The sequence below is a fragment of the Bacillus sp. FSL W8-0770 genome (assembly GCF_038008705.1).
GTDB lineage: Bacteria > Bacillota > Bacilli > Bacillales > Bacillaceae_G > Bacillus_A > Bacillus_A cereus.
Genome location: NZ_JBBOZR010000001.1, coordinates 5,143,606 through 5,170,324 on the forward strand (window position 1 = coordinate 5,143,606; position 26,719 = coordinate 5,170,324).

The window sequence follows — 26,719 nt, forward strand, 5'->3', positions numbered from 1 at the left end:
TATCATTACAAGTTTTTCGCTATTAATTGCTTATATGTTTCCTTTGTATCTTCATATAGTTTTTGAAGTGAGAAGTTCATAGTAGCATGCTCATAAATATGTTTACCCATTGCTGCTAACTCTCCAGTTTTCCACTTATCATACGCTTCTTCTAAAGCTAATGCTAATGCCTTTCCATCACCTGTCGGCACAATCCATCCGTAAGTTTCATCTACGATTAATGGTTCAATTTCTCCAGCCCTAGTCACAATTGATGGTACGCGTTGATTTGCCGCTTCTAATAAAACTAGTGGGAACCCTTCACTATGGGAAGTTAATAAATTTACATGTGACGACGCAAATAATTGTTTTACATCTTGACGATGTCCTAAAAACTCTACTTTATCGTTAATCCCTTTTTCAGTAGCTAATGACTTTAGATTTTCTTCTAATGGGCCATCGCCAACTAATAATACTTTAATTTTCTCTAATTTTGTTTGTTGTAACGCATCGAATAAAACTTCATGTCCTTTGACAGGATGTAATCGTGCTACTTGGATTGCCGTAAATACATCTTCATCAATATTGAACATTTCTTTTTTATTATAGTCTTCTGCTTTTTCCTTATCGTATTCAATTCCATTATAAATAACATGCATCTTTTCATTTGAAATACCTAATGCTGCCAGGCTTTTTTTCAATCTATTTGTTACAACGAAAAATAAGTCTATATTTTTTAAGGCTTTCAAATTTAATTTCGTAAAAATCCAACCTTTTAAGCCCTGTTTAGTAAAGTCTTGAAATGGATCACTATGAATAGTCGTTACCCATTTTGCCTTTATTCTCTTTTTCATTAAAGAAACATAGAAATTAGCCCTAGGGCCATGTGTATGAACTACATCGAATTTTTCTTTATTAATAAATTCACTTATATTCTTTAAAATGGATAAATCATAGCGCGATTTTTGTGAAAACACATGGACTTTTATCCCTAACTCCCTTGCTTCCTTCGCAACAATTCCATCTTCAAATACTGCTAATTCTACTTCACCAGTTGGAAACTGATCGAGAAGTGAAATAATATGTGTTTTCCCTCCCCCATCTTCTGCTCCTGCATTCATATGCAATATTCTCATATTTTTTCCTCCTTTAAATCCTCGCTATGTTTCCATCTATTTTTATTTTACTGTACTAAAAAATAAAAGCTAACAAAAGTTAGCTTTTATTTTTATCATTCAATTTCTAGGTCTACTATTAGATAAGCTAACACCACTACAAAGTAAATCCCAACTCCTGGTGCTGTTAAAATATGTCCTGCAATATAAGCAATACCTAACGCTAACAATAAGCTTGCTGAAATCATTCCATATTTTATATTAAATATGTCCTTAAATCTCGTAGCAAATGCTAGTAGAATTCTTAGCCCGTAATAAATAAATGGAATCATTAGTAATACAAAGCCAATAATCCCGAAATCATAAAACCAATCATGGAAGTCCATTTCAATTAGTTTTGGATCTGGCTGCTTTTGTTCATTGTATTTAAAGTTACCTGCATAACCCATTCCTAATAGCTTTTGTGACATTGGTGCTTCTTTAAAGAACTGCTTATGTCTTTCTTCATATACTTGACGTCCACTGAAAATAAGATTTTCTTGATTTTCTTTCTTTTGCTCTTTCTCAAGCTCTTTCTTAACTTCCTCTTCTATCTTCGCCTTTTCTTCTGGCTTTTCAACTTTATGGTGATTTTCTTCTTTTTCTTTAAGTTCTTGCTCTTTTTTCAGCTTCTCTTTAATTTCTTTTTCTTTTTGACCTTGCTGCGCCACATTTTGCTCTGATAAATAATTATTGTGAATACCCATATTTTGTGCTAATGGCGTTTGTTTAAACGTTCCAACTACACCAGCTAATAGGACAATAGCAATTACTGCATTAAGTGCAAGGGATTTTTTGTTCGGATTTTTTCTATCAAATAATAATTGTAGTAAAATAATCCCGATTGCTGCCGCTAGCGTAGCACCGATTGAGCCCATCCCTACTTTTGTACCAACTTGAATTAGCGAATAAATCATTAAAAGTGATGGAATCCAATATAAAATGTGTTTCCAGCTCTTTGTTTTTTGAATAGAATATAGTACTACAATAGGGAAAATAATAGCTAAGATTGAACCTAGTTCATTCCCTGCATAGAACCAACCTCGAGAACCAACCTTCATCCATTCATAACTACCAAAGTCAGTAGATGTTGAAATAGAAATAACCATAATTGCGTTAATGATTAATGTAGAATATACAATACTATTTCGAACCTTATCACTAATATTAACTGTCTTTTTCAATGATTTTAAAGCTAAAATGTATGATCCCAGCATGATATATATATATAATGCTTTCGCAACGAATTTAACCTCTTCACTAAGTACAATAGGATCCTTAACTAGTTTGTTATTAATAAATCCTACTCCTAAAACTCCGGCTAATAATATAAGATAAATTAAAAACTTTCTATTTTCCTTCTCTTTTGCCTGAATTAAAATGTAAATGCCACCAACAGCCATAATAAGGAATCTTACTAAAATTCCAACGGTAGCATTTGACTTTAATAAAGTGATGCTAAGAGACGTTAATAAATCTAAAACAGGCTGTAAAATAATAAAAAAGAGCAAAAAACGCTCAAATCTAACCCTAGCTTGATTTGCTAACATTCCAAGACCTCCATACAAAATCTTAACATTATCTTTTAATCATAATTTTTATCTTCAAAACACACCTAGCAATTATAACATAACTCATATTTAAATTGAGAACTTATTTTTATGCCGAAACTAACCAAATCTAGCGTAAGTAGTACTAGAAAACATTATCCTTTAGCTATCCTTCCCTATCTCTATAAAAACTATCTAACACTCTTCTACTTATTATCAGCATTATAGTAACATTTGTTAATTCATTTATAAATATATAAAAATTTAATAACTACACGCAAACACCCACTCGGCTATCCTACAACTAAAGATTAACCTTGCTCCGTTTTCTTCTAAACATTTTCAAACGCTTTCTTTATGTATTTTATCCGTTTTTCTACATGTAGCGAAAAGTAATTGTTATTTCCAATACTTTAGTGTATATTTTTTCTCTGGAACATCTTTAAGAGGAAGGGATTAAGGCCATGTTATTAATCGATATATTTACGTTTCTTGGCATTATCGCCGCTGCCATTTCTGGTACATTAGTTGGTTTAAAAAAAGATTTAGATTTATTTGGTGTCCTTTGTTTAGCTGTAGCTACTGCGCTCGGCGGCGGTATTATTCGTGATATCATGATTGGTAACCTGCCCCCTGTCGCATTTGTAAAACCCATTTACTTTTTCGTAAGTGTATTATCAGCATTATTTACTTGTATGTTTTTTGAGCGCATCAATAAACTTCAAGTCGTTATTATGCTTTCTGATGCTGTTGGCTTAGGCGTTTTTACAGCTATTGGTGCAAATGCGGCAATGTCACATCATGTTGACGCCTCATTTCTAGTTGTTTCAATGGGAGTCATTACAGGTATTGGAGGCGGTATTTTGCGTGACATTTGTGCTCAAGATATCCCTTACGTATTCCGAAAAGAAATTTACGCAATCGCTTCTATCTTAGGAGCAATTAGCTTCCTAATCACACACGCTATGGGGGCGCACGTATTAGCTTTCTATGTTTGTTTATTAGTAACATTCGTTATTCGTGTCGTCACTGTAATATATAATGTGCATTTCCCCGTTTTCTTTAAAACACATGCTAAAATTAATAAAGGCCATTAAGAGAATTCTAGATAGAATTCTCTTAATTTATATACTATTCAACGAACTAATATAGAGTAATTATATATAAGCATATATAATTACTCTATATTAGTTTTAAAATTGAAAACGTTTTATATACAGGGGGAAGAATGATGCTTGGGGTTTTCAAAAAAAATATTAATAAAACACATGCCAGTATAATCGAATTAAGTAAGGACCAACAAATAACTTTTAATGTACCTACTAATTCTGAATTAAAAATTCAAATGGATATGCTACATATTTCAAAAGAAGATTTACAAGTTGTAAAAGTACTACAGCCTTTTATTTATGCAGAAATTGATTGGATTACTGAAAAATTCTATGCCAACATTACAAAACAACCTAATTTAATTACTATTATTGAGCGTTACAGCTCTATTCCAAAACTAAAACAAACTTTAAAAACACATATTAAAGAATTATTCAGCGGCCATATGCATGAAGATTTTATTGAACAGCGTGTTAGGATTGCCAAAAGGCATGTACAAATTGGTTTACATCGAAAATGGTATACTGCTGCTTATCAAGAATTATTCCGCTCTATCATGAAGATTTTGCAAACAAAAATAACGACAATCGATGATTTTTCATATTCTATAAATGTCATAAATAAATTATTCACTCTTGAACAAGAACTTGTTCTTGCAGCTTATGAATCTGAATATGAAAGAATGCAAAAAGAGCTTGAGAAAGAAAAAGAATTAACTGCTATGACAATTACGCATATCGCAACAGAACTAGCTGCTGTATCTGAAAAAACAAGCTCTTCTATTCAAAAACTAACCGCCAAATCTGAAACTATTGTAGAGATTGCTAAAACAGGTACATCATTAGCTACAACATCTGAAGAAAAAGCAAATAAAGGGAAAGAACAATTAAACCAGCAGAATAAACGAATGGGATCTATTCAAATGAATATGGAAACGATTATTACAGATACTCATGAACTTCTCAATATTTCTAACAAAATTAATGAAATCATAGATATTGTTAAATCGATTGCGGAGCAAACAAATTTACTCGCACTAAACGCTGCTATCGAGTCTGCACGTGCTGGAGAATTTGGGAAGGGGTTTTCTGTTGTTGCTGGTGAAATTCGAAAATTATCAGAGCAAACGAAAGAATCTATATTTAACGTTACAAAGCTCGTCGAAAAAACAAATGAACAAATTACTCGTGTCTCGTCTTCCGTGAAACAAATTAGCTCTCTCGTATCGGAAGGAACGGATAGTATGTCGGCAACAGATCGATACTTCCAAGAAATTGTAAAAGATATGTCTAACTCAAAAGAACAGAATAAGAAAATTGAACACGAATTACAAGCTATTTCACAAGTAATGAAAGGAATTCAAGATGATTCCTCACAAATGGCTCTAACAGCCGATAATTTGCAACTAGAACTAAATCGATAAGATGAAATTTAGTAGTCAGGCATACTTTCCATCTGCACTGACTACTAAATTTCACCTTCCATCAAAAAAAGAATCCAGAATGGATTCTTTTTATTTTCTGAAAAATATTTTTTGACAATACACATAACTCATATAAACACCAAAGCTCTGCAAAATAAACAATGCCGGCATAATTACATTGTAATATGCCATATCTACTTGGAAGAGCTTTAGCAATACGTAGCCACTAATTAAAAATAAGAACAACATATATCCCTCATTTTGTTGTTTCTTAATAAGGAAGTGTAATAGAGCTATAGTCATAAACAATGTTACGGCTATATAAATCAGTTTTTCACATTTGAAAAGAATAGAATTTATCCCCTCATCCGAAAACTGATTTATCATCGGTTCTAAAAGTTTAAATCTTTCTCCCTCAATCTCTTTTAACTTTTGATCAATATGCTCTGTTACACTTTGATTTTTTGATATTTTTTCCTCATGTTTCGTTTTTCCAATTAAGACAGATTGAACATATGTCTCATTCGCAATCGTATATTGTGATAATCCCATTGTCTTAATTCCATAATTCACACCAAAATGAGCGCTATAAAATAGAATAAGTATCCCTATCATCTTTAGTAACACTTTTTGTTTCGTTGCTGATTGAAATACTTCAATTAATAATACATATACCGTGATAAAAATAGGAAGAAATAATCCCATTGGGAAAATCATATTACTAAATGCAAATAAAATCGCTGAAAACACCCACATATAAGGATGATCTAATCCTTTATATAAAAGTATGTAACAAGCAAAATAAAATAAAAATATTGCAAGTGACTCAGGAGTTAATACGGAACTCATGAATATATTTGGAATATACAGAGCATAAAAGATAGAAGCAATACGACCGCATTCTTCTCCAAAAACCATTCCCGCAATACGATAAATAAATAATGCTGTTCCTGTGCAAAATAGCACATTAAATAGTTGTAAAGCGAATAATGAATCACCAAATATACGAATAATTACCGACTCATATATAATAAAAGGTAAATGAGTTACAGTCCCTATATTATTACCAATTGCAATCTGCTTTGCAGACTCATACATCACTTTCATATCACCAATTATTGGAGCATCTACAAATAACAGCATACTAAGCCTCACAACTATAGATATACTTATAAGAAAAATAAGAAATTGTTTATCTGTAAAACGATATTGTAGAATTGATGCCACTAACAAAATGAGTATGACGAAAATTGCTAATATGATTGTTACACTTGTTGTACTTCCTCCAAAAAATTGCTTACTTGTCTCAAATGCTGCCCAACAACTATAAACCAAAAATGCGAGCATCGCACCGATTGTAATTTTATTGAAGAAAGATGAAAAATTTGTTTGTATATGATTCATATGTCCATTGCACCTCTATTTCCATTCATAACAAAACGATTCTATCATGAATGGGTACACGGCTGATAGGGAATTTCTATGACAAATACATAGTCATTACTTTTTACTTGCAATGTAAGCGAATCCTCTTTTACACTACATTTTAGATAAAATAAATTTTCTTTCAGTTACATGAATACAAATACAGAAGTTTAAATAATCCTCTTTTGGAATACACTTTACTTCATTAAATATCTAATATGAGTAATCTGCTTACACATATTATTCTGATTGAAAACAGACTATAGGGGCTGAATATATGGAAAAGAAATTCATGCGAGAATCTAAAGCAATTAAGACAACACGTGTTTTTCCTAACGATTTAAATAATCACCAAACACTTTTTGGAGGGAAATTATTAGCAGAAATTGATAGTATTGCTTCAATTGCGGCTGCAAGACATAGTCGTAAACATTGCGTAACAGCATCTATTGATTCAGTTGATTTTTTAACTCCAATTCACCAAGCTGATTCTGTTTGTTATGAAGCATTTGTATGTTATACAGGGAAATCTTCAATGGAAGTTTTCGTAAAAGTAATCGCAGAAAACTTATTAGCAGGCGAGCGTAGAATTGCCGCTACTTGCTTCATTACATTTGTAGCAATAAAAGATGGAAAACCTTCGTCCGTACCACAAGTACTCCCTGAAACTCAGGAAGAACATTGGTTACACACAACCGGTTTAGAACGCGCGGAAAACCGAAAAAAAGGACGTTTAAAAAGTAAAGAGATGGCTGAAGTTTTAACTTTAAGTAAGCCTTGGAATATTTAACATAATCTTCTCATCATACATGCACAGGTCCTTCCTTGCATGTATTTTTTATTATAAAAATACTATCGCTTGCTTCATCAATGCGGAATGGATAGCGCTTCATTAAAAGATATATAAATAATAGTATTGGATATAAAGCAAATTGTAGGCGTAAGTACAATGCTAAAAAGTAGAAAATGTTTCGTTTTATGAGTATCAGCTAATTTTAAACTCCAATATAATAATCTCAATGGAAAAGAATAGAAACTGTCCTTCTGTTAAAGTTAAATTTTCCAAAACAATCTCTGGAGGATATACAGCTAATAAGAAAGTACCTATTAATCCTGCAGCGGGATTCAATAAATAAGTACCAATCTTATAAGTTAGTAAAATAATAAGTACCCCTAATAGGATAATAATTAATTTAGCTACAAAAAGGCCTTTATTGCCATTTACAAAAAAGTAAAATACAGTAACTAAAAACACTGGAAAACCTGGCATAATATGAATAGGTGGTTTATCCAGCTCATGATATATTAACATTCCTGTTTCCAATAAAATAGTTGCCGTTTTTTGATAACCTATATCATCGCTAGCTAGAGTCAAATCTGCACCATGTGTTTGTAAAGTTGCAAAACGAAGCGCAAATCGCCTTAACATTTCATATTTCCCCTTAAAATACATAATTTCCAAATTGCATTTCTATATTTTTACAAGAAAATATATTCTATAATAAATACTTTTTATACAAAGTACAATAATAGAAAGTTGATTTACAAAGTTTATATGCGTTAAACTGATACAGATGTTCTTGTAATCTTCTTCCTTTCAAAAGGCTTGTATATATGGTGCAAGACATAAAAAATTTGAGGAGATAAAAATTCTATGATGGAACAAAAACAACTTGTTTCTGTTGTCATACCTCTGTATAACACAGAAAAATATATTGAAGAAACAATGCAGTCAATACTGGATCAAACATATAAAAACATTGAAATTGTAATTGTAGATGATGGAAGTAAAGATCAATCACCTTCTATCGTAAAAAATCTTGCAGAAAAATATCCGGGGCAAGTAAAATACGTTCACCAAAAAAACCAAGGCGTTTCAGTAGCTCGTAATACAGGGATTGAAAATGCTAGCGGGGAATACGTCGCTTTCCTTGATAGTGATGACTTATGGCATCCAACTAAAATTGAGAAACAAATCGAGAGTATGCATAAAAACAACATGGATGCGTGCTATTGTGGTTATATGAATTTCTACGAAGAAACAGGCGAAAAGGTTGAGCATACAACAAACTTTATTAAAGGTGATATGGCAAAAGCATTCTTAACACACCAAGTTGTTGCTCAAACAAGTACTTGGATTTTCAAACGCTCTATCGCAATGAATCATAATATCCGTTTTACACCAGGATGTAGCTGGGGAGAAGACTTGGAGTTTTTATTTAAACTAATGAGTGTGACAAATGTATGCTATGTCGATGAATATTTAACATATTATAGAATCTTATCCGAAGGAAATCTTTCTTCTAAATATAAAGATTACGAATTAAAAACAACTAAAGAACTAGAAGTATTCAATCGTATGAAAGACTGGGTACATAATAAATCTCAAGACTTCATTACGAAAGACCCTCAGTCACTTATTGAGATTCTTGAGACTTATTTATTCCCTTATACGGTTATCAATAATGCTTGTATATACATTAAAGAAAACTCTCAATTAAATAATGCCCAAGTCCAATTAATCAAAAAAGATATAAAGAAATATTGCCGTAAAATCTATTCGAAAAATGGAAAGCGTAGTAAAAAACTATATGCAATGCTTTGGTTTGTGCGAATTAAATTTCTGTTTTCTTAAACTGAAAATATAGTACTCATCTCTCTTTCCGTAAACAAATCAAATTTACAAATAGGACAAACGAAAAAGGTCCTAAAGAATAGAAAGGTTTTTTCTCATGAAAACAAATAAGATTCTTAAAAATGCCTCCTACCTATTTGTAGGAAATATTACTGTTCGATTTGTACTTGCTATCGCGACGATTCTCTTCGCAAGATACGTTTCTCCCGGTGAGTATGGGATGTTTACAACTGCATTAGCTGTTTCCGCTGTTATTTGTTATTTCACAGATGCAGGTTTGACACATACGTTTATGCGTGAAGGAACGAGAAAGGATGCAAATATTAGCGTACTAATCAGTAGTTATTTACGCATTCGTTTCGTATTAGCTGTCGTAATTTCTGTACTCTTCGCTATTTTTGCTCAGTTCTTCTATACTGATGCCTACTTACGCGCCATGGTATATTGGGTTGTACTACCAACAATGTTTGGAGCAACTTTACAAGGTGTTGGAATGGCTTACTTCCAAGTAACAGAACGTATGCAATTTACAGCGATTATTTCTGTACTACAAGGTGTAACAGCCGCAGCTGCGCTTCTACTAGGAATGTCGTTGAAATGGTCACTTATGACGGTCGCTGCTATGTATGGGATATCTAGTCTTGTAACAGGAGTCATCGCCTTCATAATGGTACTCCGCCATACGACAGTTCATAAGGGCTGGGACAAAGGGATTTTAGATCAACTGCTGATTTTCACAATCAATGGCATTATTATTATGCTTTTACCGCAGTTAGGCCCTATTATATTAGAAAAAGTTTCGACGTATGAGCAAGTTGGATTCTTTGGAGCTGCATCGAAAATACCTGCAGTCCTTTATCAAATACCTGGTGTAATTGCAGCAGCCTTCTACCCAAAATTATTTACTTTTGGAAATGAAAAGAATATTGATGAACATAGAAAACTATCTCAGTTTGAATTAAAACTAATGTCTTTCTTAGGGATGGGAATCTCCATTCCATTTATCGCTGATCCAAGTTTTTGGATTGTTACTTTATTAGGCGAAGAGTATGCGCCAGCTGGTGATGCTCTTGCCATTTTAGCCTTTATGGTCATTTTACAATCTATTAACTATCCACTTGCTGATAATTTAACGACCATTGGTCAACAATGGAAACGTGCAACAACAATGGGAATCGGACTAGCTGTTGCCATTATAAGTTACATCGTCTTAGGTAGTCAGTTCGGAATGATGGGAGCCGCTATTGCCGCTATCCTTACCGAGATTACGTTATTAATCGGATTCACTCTATTTGTTCGTAAAGGCTTCTCGTTACTATTTAAAGGGATTATATTCAATACCTTAGCCTTTATATTAAGCTATATTCTATACCGTACAATATTAATTACCTTACCGCCACTAATTGCTTTAACAATTACTGGTATATTATACGGTATTATCGGTCTTGCAATTGATCCGCAAATACGAGGATTGATTTTAGGATTTATAAATAAAAAGCTGGCTCGAAAATAAATAAAAATAAAAACTTCAAATTAAATTTGAAGTTTTTATTTTTATCTTCTTCACTTAGAAAATGGGCTTTTTTTCAATCTATATCTTAAATTGACTTGCCTTTCTGGAATGATTATACTTGGAAACGAACAGCACTAGATGTAAAACACCTATTATTAAGGTAATTCATAGTTAATTTTTCATGTAAATATTAACTACAAACACCCTAAATTTACTATAAATTATACAAATAAACACTTTATTAATACTATTAAAAATCGACGATTCATACATAGTTTTTCTTCATCCTAAAAAGATAACCAGAGATGAAGAATGTGGAAATTGAATTTAAGGAGGCTTATTTATTTAATGACTTCAGAAGTAAATAAAAGAACATTTTTCACTAAAAGCACACTTATTATTATTCCATTATTAATAATATGTGCATTTGCTTTTCATTACTTTTTCCTAAAATCAGACAGTGTATTTTCTAGTACGGGAGATGCATTATCACAATTCAGTTTCTTTACATTCCTTTTACAACACGCATTTAAAGATGGAAATTTATTTTGGTCTTGGGATTATGGCTTAGGTGGAGATTTATTCGGAGAATTTAGTTATTACTATAGTACAGCACCATTTTTCTGGCTTACGCTTCTACTTCCTAAACTAAATTTTGACCAAATCTTTGAGCTGAAACTATATATGAGTGTTTTAAAAAGTACATTAGCTATGTTATTCATGTATGGTTCTTTACGTTATCACAATAAAACTATTTTTTCTTCTTTTATTTCTGCCATTATATATGGAGGATGTATAACTTTCATTCGCCATTCTTTATTATGGGATTTCATGGCAGATGCTATAGTGTTTTTACCTTTAGTAATATGGGGATTAGATAAATATATTTTAGAGCGAAAAAAAGGATTATTCCTGTTTGCAACAGCACTTATGCTTGCATCAAATTTCTATTTCGCTTTCATTACTAGTATTTTTATCTATATTTATGCCTTTTTCCAATATTTCGCTACACAGCAGAACAAAACAATTAAAACATTTATAATTTATTATATTAGAATTGCTTTTCTATATGTTTTATCACTAGGTTTATCTGCTGTTTGCTTTATACCATCTGTAAATGGTGTATTTAGTTCCGACCGACTCGCTACAAAATTTACTATACCGTTATTTTTTGAAGATACGTTTTATAAAAACTTAATGGAAAGTATCTTTTTCATTAATAATACAGAGGAGTATCAGCTTGCATTCCCTGTTTTCATCCTCTTCCTTATTACTAGCGCGCTTCTAATACGCAATAAACTTGTCACAAATAAATTACTCTTTACTGGGTTTATGTTAGTGCTATATATGCTTCCATATACGTATTCCGTATTTAATGGCTTTTCTGCCATGCAACACAGATGGTTTTACTTATTTGCATTTGTGGTTGCGCAAACTGTTGCCTACATTTTAGATTGGATGCTACTCCACAAAAAGAAGGTCAATTATTTAATAGGTCCTTTGCTAGCAACAGCATTATTTATTTACGCATTCTATAGAAAAGTAAATATAAACGCACAGCCACTACAAACGATTGATAACATTTTAATTTGCATTACTGTATTATCTATTATTACCATATTACTATGGCGCTATTTATCAAAAGTAGCCTTACAATGTTTCATTGTATTAAATGTACTCGTCAATGTAATATTTATTAATTACTTCTATTCAGATTTTGCTCTTAATAAACACTTTAATCAAGCAGGCGTGACAAAAGAATCATTACACGGGCCAGGTCTTGATAATAAGGATGAAATTGACGCAATTCGTTATATACAAAATCAAGATAAAGATTTTTATCGAATTATCAATCCAAACAATAATTATAAAAATACGCCGATGTTGCAAGGTTATCATGGTACAAGTACTTATCAAAGCTTAGTCAATTATCATGTTCATGACTTTATGAAAAATAAGTACAATGTTTTCCAAGGATACGATAGTCCATCTATGTTCTTCCAGTTAGATAAACGATTATTCCTTGAGAACATGCTAGGGGTAAAATATTATGTACTAAGTGAAGGTGCTAATAAAACCGAAATTCCTTATGGTTATAAGCATTTACAACAAGTAGGTCCTTACAACATTTATAAAAATGAATTTGCACTACCATTAGGCTATGTATACGAAGCTGGAATAAGTGATGAAGAATTTTCAAAACTTAATTTTGCCGAGAAAGATCAACTTTTATTAGATGCTGTAGTTGTAAATGATGTTGGAAGTCTCCCACTAAAACAATTTAATACAAAACAGCTAGATTCAAAACAAATTAAGATTAATCCAAATAAAATGAAGTGGGAAAATATAGAGAAAGAGAAAGATATACTCACTGTTCATGAAAATGGGCGTATAATAGTACCTATTGATAATAACGATATGTTAGGTGATCTTCTTGTTGAAATTAAAATTAGAAATATAAACAAGGAATCATTTGGGGTTACCGTGAATGACAAATCTATGATAAAAGGTAATGAAGATGGAGCTTATGCTTATCCGTTAGAAAGATTTGTTTACAACTTAGGAAAAGATGCAAAGCCAACCGAGCTAATCATTTCTATTCCTACTCCTGGTCAATATGAGTTGAAAGATTTACAAATCAACAGTACTAACTATCAGACTGTCCCGAAAAAAGTAAATACTTTAAAAGAAAATAGCCTACAAAACATTTACTATGAAGGTAACTCCTTAAAAGGTGATATTAATTCCACTAAAGATGGATTACTATATTTATCGGTACCATATAGTAAAGGATGGTCAATAAAAGTTGACGGTAAAGAAACGGAATTTACGAAGGCTAATTCCGCCTTTATTGGCGTTCCTATTTCCAAAGGGCAACATGTAGTTGAAATGAAATACGTCACACCTTATTTCAAAATGGGTCTCGTTATTTCTATCATTTCATTTATCATTTGCATCTCGCTTCTAGTTCTTGGAGATACGAAAAGATATTCAAAATTAAAAAGTCGTTTTAAAAAAAGGTATTAAAATGAAGTGAAGTAAAAGTTGAAGATGATTGCTTCACTTTTACTTCATGCCCACTTTAAAATTACACCTAAGGAGGTCCTAACATGACCCTTTCAATAGTAGTACCATGCTACAATGAAGAAAAGGTGCTTCGTGCCTTTTATTCAGAGACTTCTCTTGAAATTCATAAATTAACTACCGATTATGAATTTGTTTTTGTTAATGATGGTAGTAAAGATGATACATTAAATATTTTACGTGATTTAGCTAGTGCAGATTCGTCAGTACACTACATATCATTTAGTCGAAACTTCGGAAAAGAAGCTGCAATGTTAGCTGGTTTAAAATATGCTACAGGCGATGCAATTGTTATTATGGATGCTGACTTACAACACCCTCCTACGTTAATAAAAGAATTGTTAGAAGGATATAACGAAGGCTACGACCAAGTCATTGCAAAAAGAACAAGAACTGGTGATTCACCTGTTCGCTCTTTCGTCTCTCGTCTTTACTATAAGGTGATGAATAAGTTTGTAGATATTGAATTAGTAGATGGTATTGGTGACTTTAGACTTTTAAGTCGAAGAGCAGTGGATTCTTTAGTGTCTTTAAGTGAATACAACCGATTTTCAAAGGGTTTATTCTCTTGGATTGGTTATAACGAATTAATCATTGAATATGAAAATGTATTACGTTCTGATGGAGAAAGTAAATGGACCTTCTCGAAATTATTAAATTACGGAATTGATGGTGTAATTTCATTCAATAATAAACCGTTACGTCTATCTATATATCTCGGATTACTAACAACCATTTTAGGACTTTTATACGTAATCACTACGTTCGTTCAAATCATCCTTGGTGGTGTGGAAGTTCCTGGTTACTTTACTCTCATTTCCGCTATACTATTTATTGGCGGTATTCAACTCATATTCCTAGGTGTGATTGGTGAATATATCGGTCGTATTTATTATGAAACAAAACGTAGACCGCATTTTATTGTAGCTGAAAAGAAAGTTAGTGAAGTTAAACAAAAGGCATAACCAAAAAGTTACTTCTGTAGGTAGAAGTAACTTTTTTATATACTAACATTTACAAACACTTCTTTTGAAAAAATATACATTTTGAAATGATGGCATTATATGAAAGAATTTAGTATCATGATTCAAGGTACTATTTCAAGTTGGACGGAGGATACTATGAGCTTATTAACAGTTGAAAAATTAGGACATACATTTGGCGATCGTACATTATTTAAAGATGTATCTATGCGATTATTAGCAGGTGAACACGTTGGATTAGTTGGTGCAAACGGTGTTGGTAAATCAACATTCATGAATATCATTACTGGTCAGCTTATTCATGACCAAGGTCGCGTAGAATGGACACCGGGCACACATTATGGCTACTTAGATCAGCATACTGTTTTAACGCCTGGGCGTACAATCCGTGACGTACTAGCGGATGCATTTTTACCGTTATTCGAAAAGGAAAAAGCTTTAAATGAAGTTACAGAAAAAATGGGAACTGCTACACCAGAAGAACTAGAAGAACTTCTTGAGCAAATGGCAGAAATACAAGATGCACTTGAAGCAGGTGGTTTCTATTTACTAGATATGAAAATTGAAGAGGCTGCACGTGGTCTTGGAATTGATGCAATTGGTTTAGATCGTGATGTTTCAGCACTAAGTGGTGGACAACGTACAAAAGTATTGCTTGCAAAGCTATTACTTGAACAGCCAGAAGTGTTATTGCTTGATGAACCTACTAACTATTTAGACGTTGAACATATTCATTGGTTAACAAATTATTTGAAAGAATACCCACATGCATTCTTATTGATTTCTCATGATACGGAATTTATGAATAAATGTGTTGATGTTATTTTCCATCTAGAATTCACAAAAATGACACGCTATACAGCGACATATGAAAAATTCCTAGAACTAGCAGAAATCAATAAAAATCAACATATAAACGCTTATGAAAAGCAGCGCGAGTTTATCAAAAAGCAAGAAGACTTCATTGCAAAGAACAAGGCTCGTTATTCAACGACAGGTCGTGCAAAGAGTCGTCAAAAACAACTTGATCGCATGGAACTTATTGATCGCCCAGAAACAGCGATTAAACCTGAATTCTCATTTAAAGAAAGTCGCGCAAGTAGTCGCTTCGTCTTTGAAGGTGAAAATGTAGAAATCGGATATACGCATCCTCTACTACCAAAGCTATCAATGACGATTGAACGTGGTGAAAAAATTGCTATTGTTGGATGTAACGGTGTTGGTAAATCAACGTTGCTAAAAACAATCTTAGGTAAAATTAAACCTTTAAGCGGTAAAACAAGTCTTGGTGACTTCTTAGAGCCTGCATACTTTGAACAAGAAGTTAAAGCTGATAATATAACACCAATTGATGATGTATGGAATACATTCCCTGGCCTAGACCAGCATCAAATTCGTGCGATGTTAGCAAAATGCGGATTAAAAAATGAACATATTTCTCGCCCATTAAGTCAATTAAGTGGTGGAGAACAAGCAAAAGTTCGTTTATGTAAGCTAATGGGCGAGGAAAGTAACTGGCTACTATTTGATGAGCCGACAAACCATCTTGATGTTACAGCAAAAGAAGAACTTAAGAAGGCTATGAAAGCATATAAAGGGACTATTCTTCTTGTATGTCACGAACCGGAATTCTATAAAGATTGGATTACAAAGGTTTGGGATGTTGAAGAGTGGGCAGAAAAAAACAACTAAATTATTTCCTATCAGTAAAAAAGCCGTTCCTAAAAATATTTTGGGACGGCCTTTTTTTATAAACAAGGATTTTTTATATCTCTCACAATATAAAAAAATTAAATACGTTAATAATATCCTAGTTTTTTAATGATTACATTTAAATGATATTTTTGGTATTATTTAGATAAAATAGGAAAGGAATTAATTAAAATGGTATTTAGTAACCTTGTCTTTTTATGTTTATTTTTACCTGCCGTACTCTTAATTTATTATGCTGTACGCAAAGAACTACAAAATATAGTTTTATTATTTTTTAGTTTAGTATTTTATGCTTGGGGCGAACCCATTTATGTTTTTCTAATGCTATTCTCTATCCTTGTTAACTATTGGTTTGGGATTTTATTAGGGAATAGTCGCTTCACAAATGGTCAAAGAAAATTATTACTAACGTTTGCAATTGTAATGAACATCGCTATTTTAGGATATTTTAAATATGCAAACTTTTTAGTAGATAATATTAACTCTATCTTACATACCAATATTGTTCTTGAAAAAATACCTTTACCAATTGGTATTTCATTTTTCACGTTCCATGCGATGAGTTATATTATCGATATTTATAAGAAAAAAGTCGATGCTCAACGAAATATCTTTGATTTGGCCTTATACTTTACTGTATTTCCACAGTTAGTAGCAGGACCAATTGTTCGTTATAATACAATTTCTCACCAATTACACCAGCGAACTGTTGATGCCGACAAATTCTCTGAAGGTGTCCGCCGATTTATTATTGGTTTGGGTAAAAAAGTTTTAATTGCTAACCAATTAGGTGTTATAGCCGATGAAATCTTCTCAATGAATCCTTCTGATATGAGTGTATCATTAGCTTGGATGGGAGCCATTGCCTATACGCTACAAATTTACTTTGATTTTTCTGGATATAGTGACATGGCAATTGGATTAGGAAAGATGTTTGGATTTGATTTTCTAGAAAACTTTAATTATCCATATATCTCAAAATCCATTTCTGAATTTTGGCGTCGTTGGCATATTTCGCTCGGTTCTTGGTTCCGTGATTATGTCTATATTCCACTTGGAGGAAATCGCGTTACAACTTGGAAAGTTTATCGTAACCTCTTCATCGTATGGGGACTAACCGGTTTTTGGCATGGTGCTAGTTGGACCTTTATGATTTGGGGTATTTATTACGGAATTCTAATTGCACTTGAAAAAGCTGGAATCGAAAACCTGCTTCAAAAATTATGGAGTCCTCTTCAACATATTTACGTGATGTTTTTAGTTATTATTGGATGGGTGTTTTTCCGTGCAGATAACTTCAGTTATTGCTTTGAATTCCTAAAATCCATGTTCGGATTTAACAGTCCGTTAACAGATATTAACAGTTACTTCTATATAATGAATTATTGGGGAATTTTCTTATTAGCTATTATTACTGCAGCACCCGTATTCCCATGGTTACAAAAAATGTTATCGACAAAAAGATTTGCTGTTTTATCGCCAGTATATTATTTAAGTATTCTAGTCATTGTTTTAGTATTCCTAACAAATGCAACTTATAATCCATTTATTTATTTCCGTTTTTAAAGGAGGTTCACTATGAAAAAATTTCAAAACCTCACTTTAATAATGGGGTTCCTTACAGTTATTTTTGGGGTGGGTATTTGGACAGCAAAAGTTATCCTTATAGATAAAAAAACATTTTCTGAATTTGAAAACAGGAACTTAGCTATTAGACCTGCTGTAAATGCTTCTACTATAAAGACTGGAGAGTTATTCAAGGGTATCGAAACATACTTTACAGACCATGTTGGACCTAGGGATCTCTTTCTTGAAAGCTATATAAAATTCCAACTCTCTATGAATCGAACATTTGTAAATAACATTCATGTTACAAACGATCAATTTATTTTTAATAGACCTAATATGGAAAATCATTTAAATGATGTTGATGCTGGTGTTCAGGAATTAAAAACTTTGAAAAAAGATTTTCCACAAACAGAATTCTATTTCTCTTTAGTTCCTAGTAAGCAGACAGCGTTACAGTATAAGCTTCCCTCTTACCTAAATCTTGGTTACGAACAAATTCTTAGGGATCACCTTGCTGAGAAATTGACAGCAACGAAATTCCCTATTATTGATGTATTACCAATGTTTAAAGAAAGATTTACTAAAGAAAAACTAGAACGAATGTATTTAACTACAGATCATCATTGGAATATGGAAGGTGCCTTTTATGCATATGAGGATACGATGAACTTTATTAATTCTCATTCAAATAAATATAAAGGACAACCAATAAAGAAAGACGACTACACTATTAACTGGGAAAAACCGAAAGGAAAGTTTGTTGGTAGCTGGAATAATCAATTGTACCGCTTAATTGATACTTCATCCGTACAAATCCCATATGTCCGCTATAATTTCGGTGAATCTTGGGACGACTACACAGTTTACTACGGTGCTATTAAAGATAATACCGCTAAAGAATCAATGACTCAGTTTTACGGAAAAGAAAAAGATGTTCCTGCTCCTGGATATGCTAATGTTTATCAAACAGATTTCCCTGAAATAAACATCATTAATACAAAGGCAGACAATGATTTACACCTTGTTATCTTAAAAGATTCGTATGCTGATGCTACATATCCTTTATTCGCACGTAATTTTGCTAAAACAACTTTTATTGACCCTCGTTACACGCAAGGAAAAAGTGTGAAACAGCAACTAGAAGAACAAAATGCAGATATTGTATTGTTTATATACAACGACACCAACGTTTATGGTGACATGTATAAATTTCAAAATGTAAAATAAATACTATTTTCAACTTTAATCAGTGGGAATGAAATCCCACTGATTAAAGTCTCAATTTATATAGTAATATCGAGCTAACCTCAATCTAAAATCCTTCAAATCATTATACGCTTCTAAATTCGCTAACATCCCTCGAATAACTGGAATCCTTGGATTTGGCACTCTCATTTCGGATTCTAAAACATCTAAAGTAACTAAAACCTCATCATTTTCTAGTTGGTCTGCTAATGTTCGTTTTAATATAATAATTTCATTTAAAAAATGCTCTTTTACTTGTTCTTTAATAAGCTCTGAGCTACAAAAAAATTCTCCCATTTTTGCTTCATTTAAAACAGGCCCTTCCGAAGATTCTAGAAGCCCTTCTACTAAATCGTCTACTCTTTTTAAAATAAATGAGGCAACATGAATGAAATCAATTTTTGGTTCATTTAAAATAATCAATTGTAAATAACCATGGCATATACCTTCTACCATAATTACTAAATCCAATAAATATGGCATAACCTTTTCACCATAAATGGACAATAAACTATTCCGATAAAATGCATGAGACTCTAACTTCATCCGCATCATAAATTCTTCCACTTCTTTATTAAACGGAATGGCATTTTCTCTTGCATGCATAATAATAAACTCTTTATGTTTTTGCACATCAGTAAACTGAAAGTATAATTGCTTTTCAAATTTTTCACGTGGTAATAAAGGCTCTTGTTCAATATCCAGCATTTTCTTTTGGATTTTGTCATAATAATATCGAAGTGTCGCTAATAAAAGCTCATCTTTCGATTTAAAATATAAGTAAAAAGCTCCCTTAGATATACCACTAGCTGTCACAATTTCCTGCACTGATGTCGCATTTACACCCTTAGTAGCAAATAACTTCATAGCCGATTCTATAATTAAACGCTCTTTTTCTTTCATATCTTCTCTCCTAAATTTAATCTCGCATCTTATTATAAATGTATTATACCATCCCTTTTTATTGACGATTGACCGAACGGTCAGTTATATTATGTATTAGACTGACCAGTTGGTCAATATAATACAAAGGGAGCGCAAACATGAACAAAATCATCAATTTCTCGTTAAAAAATAAGTTCGCAGTTTGGCTACTAACCATTATTGTTACTATTGCGGGGATCTACTCTGGACTCAATATGAAGCTGGAAACAATTCCTGATATTACAACACCGATTGTGACAGTAACTACGGTCTATCCTGGTGCTACACCAGAAGAAGTAGCTGATAAAGTTTCAAAGCCGATGGAAGAACAACTACAAAATTTAAGCGGTGTTAACGTTGTGAGTTCATCATCTTTTCAAAACGCATCTTCTATTCAAGTAGAATACGATTTTGACAAAAATATGGAAAAAGCAGAAACAGAAATTAAAGAAGCTCTCACAAATGTAAAACTCCCAGAAGGTGTTAAAGATCCTAAAGTTTCACGAGTAAACTTCAATGCTTTTCCCGTTATTTCGTTAAGCGTAGCAAGCAAGAATGAATCTTTAGCTACTTTAACTGAAAATGTAGAAAAAAATGTTGTACCGGGATTAAAAGGACTTGATGGTGTTGCATCTGTTCAAATTGCTGGTCAACAAGTAGATGAAGTACAGCTTGTCTTCAAGAAAGATAAAATGAAAGAACTAGGACTAAGTGAAGATACTGTAAAAAATGTGATTAAAGGATCGGATGTATCTTTACCACTTGGCTTATACACATTTAAAGAAACGGAAAAATCAGTTGTTGTAGATGGCAATATTACAACGATTAAAGCATTAAAAGAACTTAAAATCCCAGCTATACCTTCCTCACCTAACGGTCAAGGTAGTCAAAATGCTGGCGCTGGTGCGCAAACGCCACAAATGAATCCAGCCGCTATGAACGGGATTCCAACAGTTACATTAGATGAAATTGCTGACATTAAAGAAGTTGGGAAAGCAGAATCCATTTCTCGAACAAATGGAAAAGAAGCAATTGGAATTCAAATTGTGAAGGCCTCTGATGCAAATACAGTTGATGTTGTAAATGCAGTAAAAGATAAAGTAAAAGAACTTGAGAAAAAGTATAAAGACTTAGAGATTATTTCAACATTCGATCAAGGTGCACCTATTGAAAAATCAGTAGAAACAATGCTGAGCAAAGCAATTTTCGGTGCTATCTTTGCGATCGTTATTATTATGCTGTTCCTACGAAATATTCGAACAACGTTAATCTCTGTCGTTTCAATACCACTTTCTTTATTAATTGCTGTTTTAGTCATAAAGCAAATGGATATTACGCTTAACATTATGACACTTGGAGCAATGACCGTTGCTATAGGCCGCGTTGTCGATGACTCAATTGTTGTTATTGAAAATATTTACCGACGTATGTCGTTATCAGAAGAGAAATTGCGCGGAAAAGATTTAATTCGTGAAGCTACGAAAGAAATGTTTATCCCAATTATGTCTTCTACCATCGTAACAATTGCTGTATTTTTACCACTTGGACTAGTAAAAGGTATGATTGGTGAAATGTTCTTACCATTCGCCTTAACTATCGTCTTCGCTTTATTAGCATCATTACTAGTAGCAGTTACAATCGTACCGATGCTAGCTCATTCCTTATTTAAGAAAGAGAGCATGAGGGAAAAAGAAGTACATCATGAAGAAAAACCAAGTAAATTAGCAAATGGGTATAAACGCATACTTGCATGGGCTTTAAATCACAAAATTATTACATCAAGTATCGCTGTCCTTCTATTAGTTGGTAGTCTTGCACTTGTACCAGTTATCGGTGTAAGTTTCTTACCTTCTGAAGAAGAAAAAATGATTATCGCAACATACAACCCTGAACCAGGTCAAACGTTAGAAGACGTTGAAAAAATTGCAACAAAAGCTGAGAAGCACTTCCAAAATAATAAAGACGTCAAAACAATTCAATTCTCATTAGGTGGCGAAAACCCAATGAGTCCTGGTCAATCAAACCAAGCAATGTTCTTCGTGCAATATGATAACGACACGAAAAACTTTGAAAAAGAGAAAGAACAAGTCGTTAAAGATTTACAGAAGATGTCTGGCAAAGGTGAATGGAAAAACCAAGACTTCGGAGCAAGTGGCGGTAGTAACGAAATTAAACTATACGTTTACGGAGATAGCTCAGAAGACATTAAGCCTGTTGTAAAAAATATTCAAAATATCATGAAGAAAAATAAAGACTTAAAAGATATAGATTCTAGTATTGCAAAAACATATGCAGAGTACACTTTAGTCGCAGATCAAGAAAAGCTGAGTAAAATGGGCTTAACGGCTGCTCAAATTGGAATGGGACTTTCTAATCAACATGATCGCCCTGTTCTGACAACAATTAAAAAAGACGGTAAAGATATCAACGTATATGTAGAAGCTGAAAAACAAAATTATGAAACAATCGATGACTTAACAAATCGTAAAATTACAACACCACTTGGTAATGAAGTGGCTGTGAAAGATGTTATGACTGTAAAAGAAGGTGAAACTTCGAATACAGTGAAACACCGCGATGGCCGTGTTTATGCAGAAGTAAGTGCAAAACTAACATCTGATGACGTTTCAAAAGCATCTGCCGCTGTTCAAAAAGAAGTAGATAAAATGGATCTTCCTTCTGGCGTAGATGTTTCTATGGGCGGCGTTACAAAAGATATTGAAGAATCATTTAAGCAACTTGGCTTAGCGATGTTAGCTGCGATTGCCATTGTATACTTCGTTCTTGTCGTTACATTTGGCGGTGCCCTTGCACCATTCGCAATTTTATTCTCGCTACCATTTACAATTATCGGAGCTCTTGTTGCCTTATTAATCTCCGGTGAAACATTAAGTGTGTCTGCAATGATTGGTGCGCTTATGTTAATCGGTATCGTTGTAACAAACGCAATCGTGCTTATCGACCGCGTTATTCATAAAGAAAATGAAGGACTATCAACACGTGAAGCTTTATTAGAAGCTGGTGCAACACGCCTTCGTCCAATTTTAATGACTGCAATTGCAACAATCGGTGCTCTTATCCCGCTTGCATTAGGATTTGAAGGTAGTGGTTTAATTTCTAAAGGACTTGGTGTAACGGTAATTGGTGGATTAACAAGTTCAACGTTATTAACACTTCTTATTGTTCCAATCGTTTATGAAGTATTAAGCAAATTTAAAAAGAAAAAAACAAAATAACAAAAAATAACCTCGCTAACTGCGAGGTTATTTTTTATTTCCAAACAAGATTAGGAAATCACCATAGCCTTCTTTCTCTAATTCCTCTTTTGGAATAAATCGAAGAGCTGCGGAATTAATACAGTAACGAAGGCCATTTGGTCCTGGACCGTCTGGAAATACGTGCCCAAGATGTGAGTCTCCTTCTTTACTTCTCACTTCTGTACGTGTCATATTATGACTCACATCCATCTTTTCTTTCACACTTGCTGGCATAACTGGTTTTGTAAAACTAGGCCATCCACATCCACTATCAAATTTGTCTAGAGAAGTAAATAGCGGCTCACCTGAAACGATGTCTACATAAAGACCTTCCTCTTTATGGTTCCAATACTCATTTCGAAATGGTGGTTCTGTACCATTTTCCTGCGTTACATAAAACTGCATCTCATTGAGTTTTTCTTTTAAATGAGCATTATCCTTTGGCCAATGTTGCTTAATAAAAGCATCTCGTCCTGAGCCTTTACGATATAACTCATAGCGGAATGTGTTTTTCTTATGATATCCTTGGTGATATTCTTCAGCTGGATAAAATGTAGCTGCTGGTAGTATTTTTGTCGCAATTGGTTTTGAAAAGCGCCCACTCTGCTCAAGTTCTTCTTTTGAGGCTTCTGCTTTTTTACGTTGTTCTTCATTATGATAAAAAATCACTGTTTCATAAGACTGTCCGCGGTCGTGGAATTGTCCTCCAATATCGGTCGGATCAATTTGTCTCCAATATATATTTAACAATTCCTCATACGACATTTTATTTGCATCAAATGTAATTTGTACCGCTTCATAATGTCCTGTTGTTTCTGAGCACACTTCTTTATACGTTGGGTCCTCTTTATGACCGCCTGTATAACCTGAAATAACCTGTATAATGCCCTCCATCTCTTCAAATGGAGAAACCATACACCAGAAACACCCTCCAGCAAATGTAGCTAACTCTACCTTTTCATTTACAGCCATTCTTTCACCCCTATTCTATGTTCTTCTTACAGTATGGCATAAGGAACATCATGTTATAAAAGAAAAAGCATCGAACATCGATGCTTTTTCTTACTTCACTTTATTTTTTCCAACATCCTTCTCCATTTCATCACTTGTCACGTCTAAAACATCTAGTAAGAAAATGAAGATTGGAATACCGATAATCAGTCCCCATACACCTAAGAAGTGCTCTGAGAAAATTAATACCATAAAAGTATAGAAAATCGGTAAATTTGTTTTTTGCGACATAAACTTCGGATTTAATACGTAACTTTCAAGCGCATGAATCACTGTTACGATAACTAAAATATAAACAACGTACATAATACCGCCAATATTGTAAGCAATCATACAAAGTGGGAATAACGAAATGATAACCCCCGCTACTGGAATTAATCCAAGCAAGAAAATCATTAATGCTAAACCTAATAATTGCGGGAATCCTAATATCCATAATGCGATAACTGAAAGAACACAGTTAACAACAGCAATTAAAAATTGTGCTTCGATTACCTTTCCAAATGAACGTGCAAATTTCTTTCCGAAGTACTCAATTTCAGTATAGAAAATTGCAAGCCTGCTTTCTTTAAACTTTGCAGTAAAACCAACAATACGAGATTTTTCTAATAAGAAAAACAAACTCAAAATTAAAGAAAGTAAAACCTGAAGGCCAAATTTACCAACATTCGTAATCGATTTATACAAAATGTCTACGCCTTGTCCTACATATTTAGAAAGCTCCATATGATTGACAGCATTAACTGCATACTTAATTAGTTCACTATCTGGTGGGTTTCTTAAAAATACATTGAATTGGTAAATCAGTTGTGAAATTTGTATCGTCAATACTGGTAAATATTTAAATAGCGTAATAGCAATTCCACCAATTAACATTACATATAGAAATGCTATAATAATTTTTCGATTAATAGGCATGAAATGATCTAATTTGCGGGAAATAAACTTTTGGAATCGATCCATTAAATACGTGAGAATAAACGTAATTAATATTAAATTCAACATACTTTGCAGCCCGTATAACACGAGAGCAAGTATTACTAATACGAGTAACCTCTGAAATCCTTTACTTTGAAACAGGTTTTTTATTTGCATAATCGACGAATACTCTCTCCTGTCCTATAAACTAAAACGTTACTAAGTAGATTTCTCTCTCTTTTCTACTTTTAATTATTCATTCATATTAAGATTTTTATAAACTCATTATATGCCTACCTTAACAGGTATACAGTAGCTTACTTCTTATTTTACAATACAATGACCTAATTCAAAACGTATTCTACATAGTATTAATGAAGATTTAAGGAAACTTACATTTTTTTAAATAGGTCTTACCACTACTGTAACATAAAAAGCAAGCTATCAGTAGAAATCTGTCCTACAAATAGCTTGCTTTTCTTGTTTTTTAAGTAAGTTTTACTATCCAATGAATGGTATGAACATTGGGATGACAACTACTGTTACAACCCCAACTACCGTTACAGCAATACTTGCCATTGCTGCCTCTACCTCACCCATTTCAATTCCTACCGCAACTCCTAATGCATGACCCGCTGTTCCAAGCGCTAAACCTTTTGCAATCGGATGTTTCACTCTAAATGTTTTTAAGAATAATGCTCCTAATGCGTATACGATAACTGCGTTGAAAATAACTGCAAACGATGTAATTGCTGGAATACCACCAATACTTTCTGAAATTGGTAACGCAATTGCTGTTGTTGCTGCTTGTGGTAGCATTGAATTCATTACTGCTGTATCTAAACCGATTGCTTTTGCAACAATGAACACGACAATTACTGAGCAAATAGATCCAACCACGATAGCTGATAAAATTTGCCACCAATATTTTTTCAACTTATCAACTTGTTTATAGAGTGGGATAGCAAATGCAATGGTTGCTGGCTCTAAGAAGAAACTAATCATTTTTCCGCCAGTATTATATTCTTCAAAAGTAAAGTTACCTACCTTTAGAAAGACAATCCCTAATACCATCGCTACGAATAATGGCGTAAATAGGAAGAACCCTTTTGAATGCTTGAATAATAATGTTCCGATTCCGTATGCGATTAATGAAACGACGATTCCGAAATATGGAGTCATTGTGCTTGCCATGTTCATTACCTCCTAACAATATATAAATGCAA

At 33.0% G+C, this 26,719-nt stretch carries 18 protein-coding genes and 2 pseudogenes; 12 read left to right on the forward strand and 8 right to left on the reverse strand.

Going from position 1 to position 26,719, the window contains the following annotated elements; translation table 11 throughout:
* Positions 1 to 5 precede the first annotated feature (5 nt).
* Positions 6 to 1,115 (reverse strand): glycosyltransferase family 4 protein, encoded by a 1,110-nt coding sequence (locus NST27_RS26510; RefSeq protein WP_001221225.1) that lies wholly within the window; start codon positions 1,113 to 1,115, stop codon positions 6 to 8.
* Positions 1,116 to 1,210: 95 nt separating this feature from the next.
* Entirely contained in the window at positions 1,211 to 2,683 is a 1,473-nt protein-coding gene (locus NST27_RS26515) for an O-antigen ligase family protein (RefSeq protein ID WP_000880768.1), read from the reverse strand.
* A gap of 464 nt (positions 2,684 to 3,147) precedes the next feature.
* Here NST27_RS26515 and NST27_RS26520 point away from each other — a divergent pair, with 464 nt between their 5' ends.
* The 3 genes and pseudogenes from NST27_RS26520 (at position 3,148) to NST27_RS29650 (ending at position 5,216) form a co-directional block, all read left to right on the forward strand.
* Positions 3,148 to 3,780, forward strand: a complete 633-nt coding sequence (locus NST27_RS26520; protein WP_000924371.1) for a trimeric intracellular cation channel family protein — start codon at positions 3,148 to 3,150, stop codon at positions 3,778 to 3,780.
* Between the two features lie 134 nt (positions 3,781 to 3,914).
* Positions 3,915 to 4,460, forward strand: a pseudogene (locus NST27_RS29645) (protoglobin family protein); the annotation flags it as partial.
* A 54-nt stretch (positions 4,461 to 4,514) separates the two neighbouring features.
* Positions 4,515 to 5,216, forward strand: a complete 702-nt coding sequence (locus NST27_RS29650) for a methyl-accepting chemotaxis protein (protein WP_370658441.1) — start codon at positions 4,515 to 4,517, stop codon at positions 5,214 to 5,216.
* A gap of 90 nt (positions 5,217 to 5,306) precedes the next feature.
* On the opposite strand, the gene NST27_RS26530 is transcribed toward NST27_RS29650, so the two are convergent.
* A complete protein-coding gene (locus tag NST27_RS26530; protein ID WP_001015650.1) occupies positions 5,307 to 6,620 on the reverse strand; it encodes an ArnT family glycosyltransferase in 1,314 nt (437 codons plus the stop codon).
* Between the two features lie 298 nt (positions 6,621 to 6,918).
* Between NST27_RS26530 and NST27_RS26535 the strand changes: the two genes are divergently transcribed.
* Positions 6,919 to 7,431 (forward strand): acyl-CoA thioesterase, encoded by a 513-nt coding sequence (locus tag NST27_RS26535; protein ID WP_000412126.1) that lies wholly within the window; start codon positions 6,919 to 6,921, stop codon positions 7,429 to 7,431.
* Between the two features lie 60 nt (positions 7,432 to 7,491).
* On the opposite strand, the pseudogene NST27_RS26540 reads toward NST27_RS26535, so the two are convergent.
* Positions 7,492 to 8,094: pseudogene (locus NST27_RS26540) on the reverse strand (4-amino-4-deoxy-L-arabinose transferase); the annotation flags it as partial.
* Between the two features lie 201 nt (positions 8,095 to 8,295).
* On the opposite strand from NST27_RS26540, the gene NST27_RS26545 reads away from it, so the two are divergent.
* The 7 genes from NST27_RS26545 to NST27_RS26575 all read left to right on the forward strand — a co-directional run bounded on the left by NST27_RS26545 (position 8,296) and on the right by NST27_RS26575 (position 19,365).
* Positions 8,296 to 9,276: a glycosyltransferase family 2 protein gene (locus tag NST27_RS26545; protein ID WP_000970526.1), complete on the forward strand. Its 981-nt coding sequence runs from the start codon at positions 8,296 to 8,298 to the stop codon at positions 9,274 to 9,276.
* Between the two features lie 97 nt (positions 9,277 to 9,373).
* The gene (locus tag NST27_RS26550) at positions 9,374 to 10,789 is read left to right on the forward strand and encodes an oligosaccharide flippase family protein (RefSeq protein ID WP_000856151.1); all 1,416 of its coding nucleotides are present in this window, start codon (positions 9,374 to 9,376) and stop codon (positions 10,787 to 10,789) included.
* 348 nt (positions 10,790 to 11,137) lie between these two features.
* Positions 11,138 to 13,816: a YfhO family protein gene (locus tag NST27_RS26555; protein WP_000200231.1), complete on the forward strand. Its 2,679-nt coding sequence runs from the start codon at positions 11,138 to 11,140 to the stop codon at positions 13,814 to 13,816.
* A gap of 83 nt (positions 13,817 to 13,899) precedes the next feature.
* Positions 13,900 to 14,838, forward strand: a complete 939-nt coding sequence (locus NST27_RS26560) for a glycosyltransferase family 2 protein (RefSeq protein ID WP_000175826.1) — start codon at positions 13,900 to 13,902, stop codon at positions 14,836 to 14,838.
* Between the two features lie 156 nt (positions 14,839 to 14,994).
* Positions 14,995 to 16,548, forward strand: coding sequence for an ABC-F family ATP-binding cassette domain-containing protein (locus NST27_RS26565; RefSeq protein WP_001986897.1), 1,554 nt, complete (start codon positions 14,995 to 14,997; stop codon positions 16,546 to 16,548).
* A 192-nt stretch (positions 16,549 to 16,740) separates the two neighbouring features.
* Entirely contained in the window at positions 16,741 to 18,135 is a 1,395-nt protein-coding gene (locus NST27_RS26570; protein WP_000232077.1) for an MBOAT family O-acyltransferase, read from the forward strand.
* Positions 18,136 to 18,147: 12 nt separating this feature from the next.
* Positions 18,148 to 19,365 carry an alginate O-acetyltransferase AlgX-related protein gene (locus tag NST27_RS26575; RefSeq protein WP_000714499.1) on the forward strand — a complete coding sequence of 406 codons (1,218 nt, stop codon included), beginning with the start codon at positions 18,148 to 18,150 and terminating at the stop codon, positions 19,363 to 19,365.
* 51 nt (positions 19,366 to 19,416) lie between these two features.
* On the opposite strand, the gene NST27_RS26580 is transcribed toward NST27_RS26575, so the two are convergent.
* Positions 19,417 to 20,286 carry a TetR/AcrR family transcriptional regulator gene (locus NST27_RS26580; protein ID WP_000659635.1) on the reverse strand — a complete coding sequence of 290 codons (870 nt, stop codon included), beginning with the start codon at positions 20,284 to 20,286 and terminating at the stop codon, positions 19,417 to 19,419.
* 140 nt (positions 20,287 to 20,426) lie between these two features.
* Between NST27_RS26580 and NST27_RS26585 the strand changes: the two genes are divergently transcribed.
* Entirely contained in the window at positions 20,427 to 23,543 is a 3,117-nt protein-coding gene (locus NST27_RS26585; protein WP_001033503.1) for an efflux RND transporter permease subunit, read from the forward strand.
* 27 nt (positions 23,544 to 23,570) lie between these two features.
* Here the strand turns inward: NST27_RS26585 and msrB are convergent, their stop codons facing one another.
* The 3 genes from msrB to lrgB form a co-directional block, all read right to left on the reverse strand.
* Positions 23,571 to 24,536, reverse strand: a complete 966-nt coding sequence (msrB, locus tag NST27_RS26590) for a peptide-methionine (R)-S-oxide reductase MsrB (protein WP_061661998.1) — start codon at positions 24,534 to 24,536, stop codon at positions 23,571 to 23,573.
* 90 nt (positions 24,537 to 24,626) lie between these two features.
* Entirely contained in the window at positions 24,627 to 25,670 is a 1,044-nt protein-coding gene (locus NST27_RS26595) for an AI-2E family transporter (RefSeq protein WP_001166010.1), read from the reverse strand.
* A 324-nt stretch (positions 25,671 to 25,994) separates the two neighbouring features.
* Positions 25,995 to 26,687 (reverse strand): antiholin-like protein LrgB, encoded by a 693-nt coding sequence (gene lrgB / locus NST27_RS26600; protein WP_000168868.1) that lies wholly within the window; start codon positions 26,685 to 26,687, stop codon positions 25,995 to 25,997.
* Positions 26,688 to 26,719: the final 32 nt, after the last annotated feature.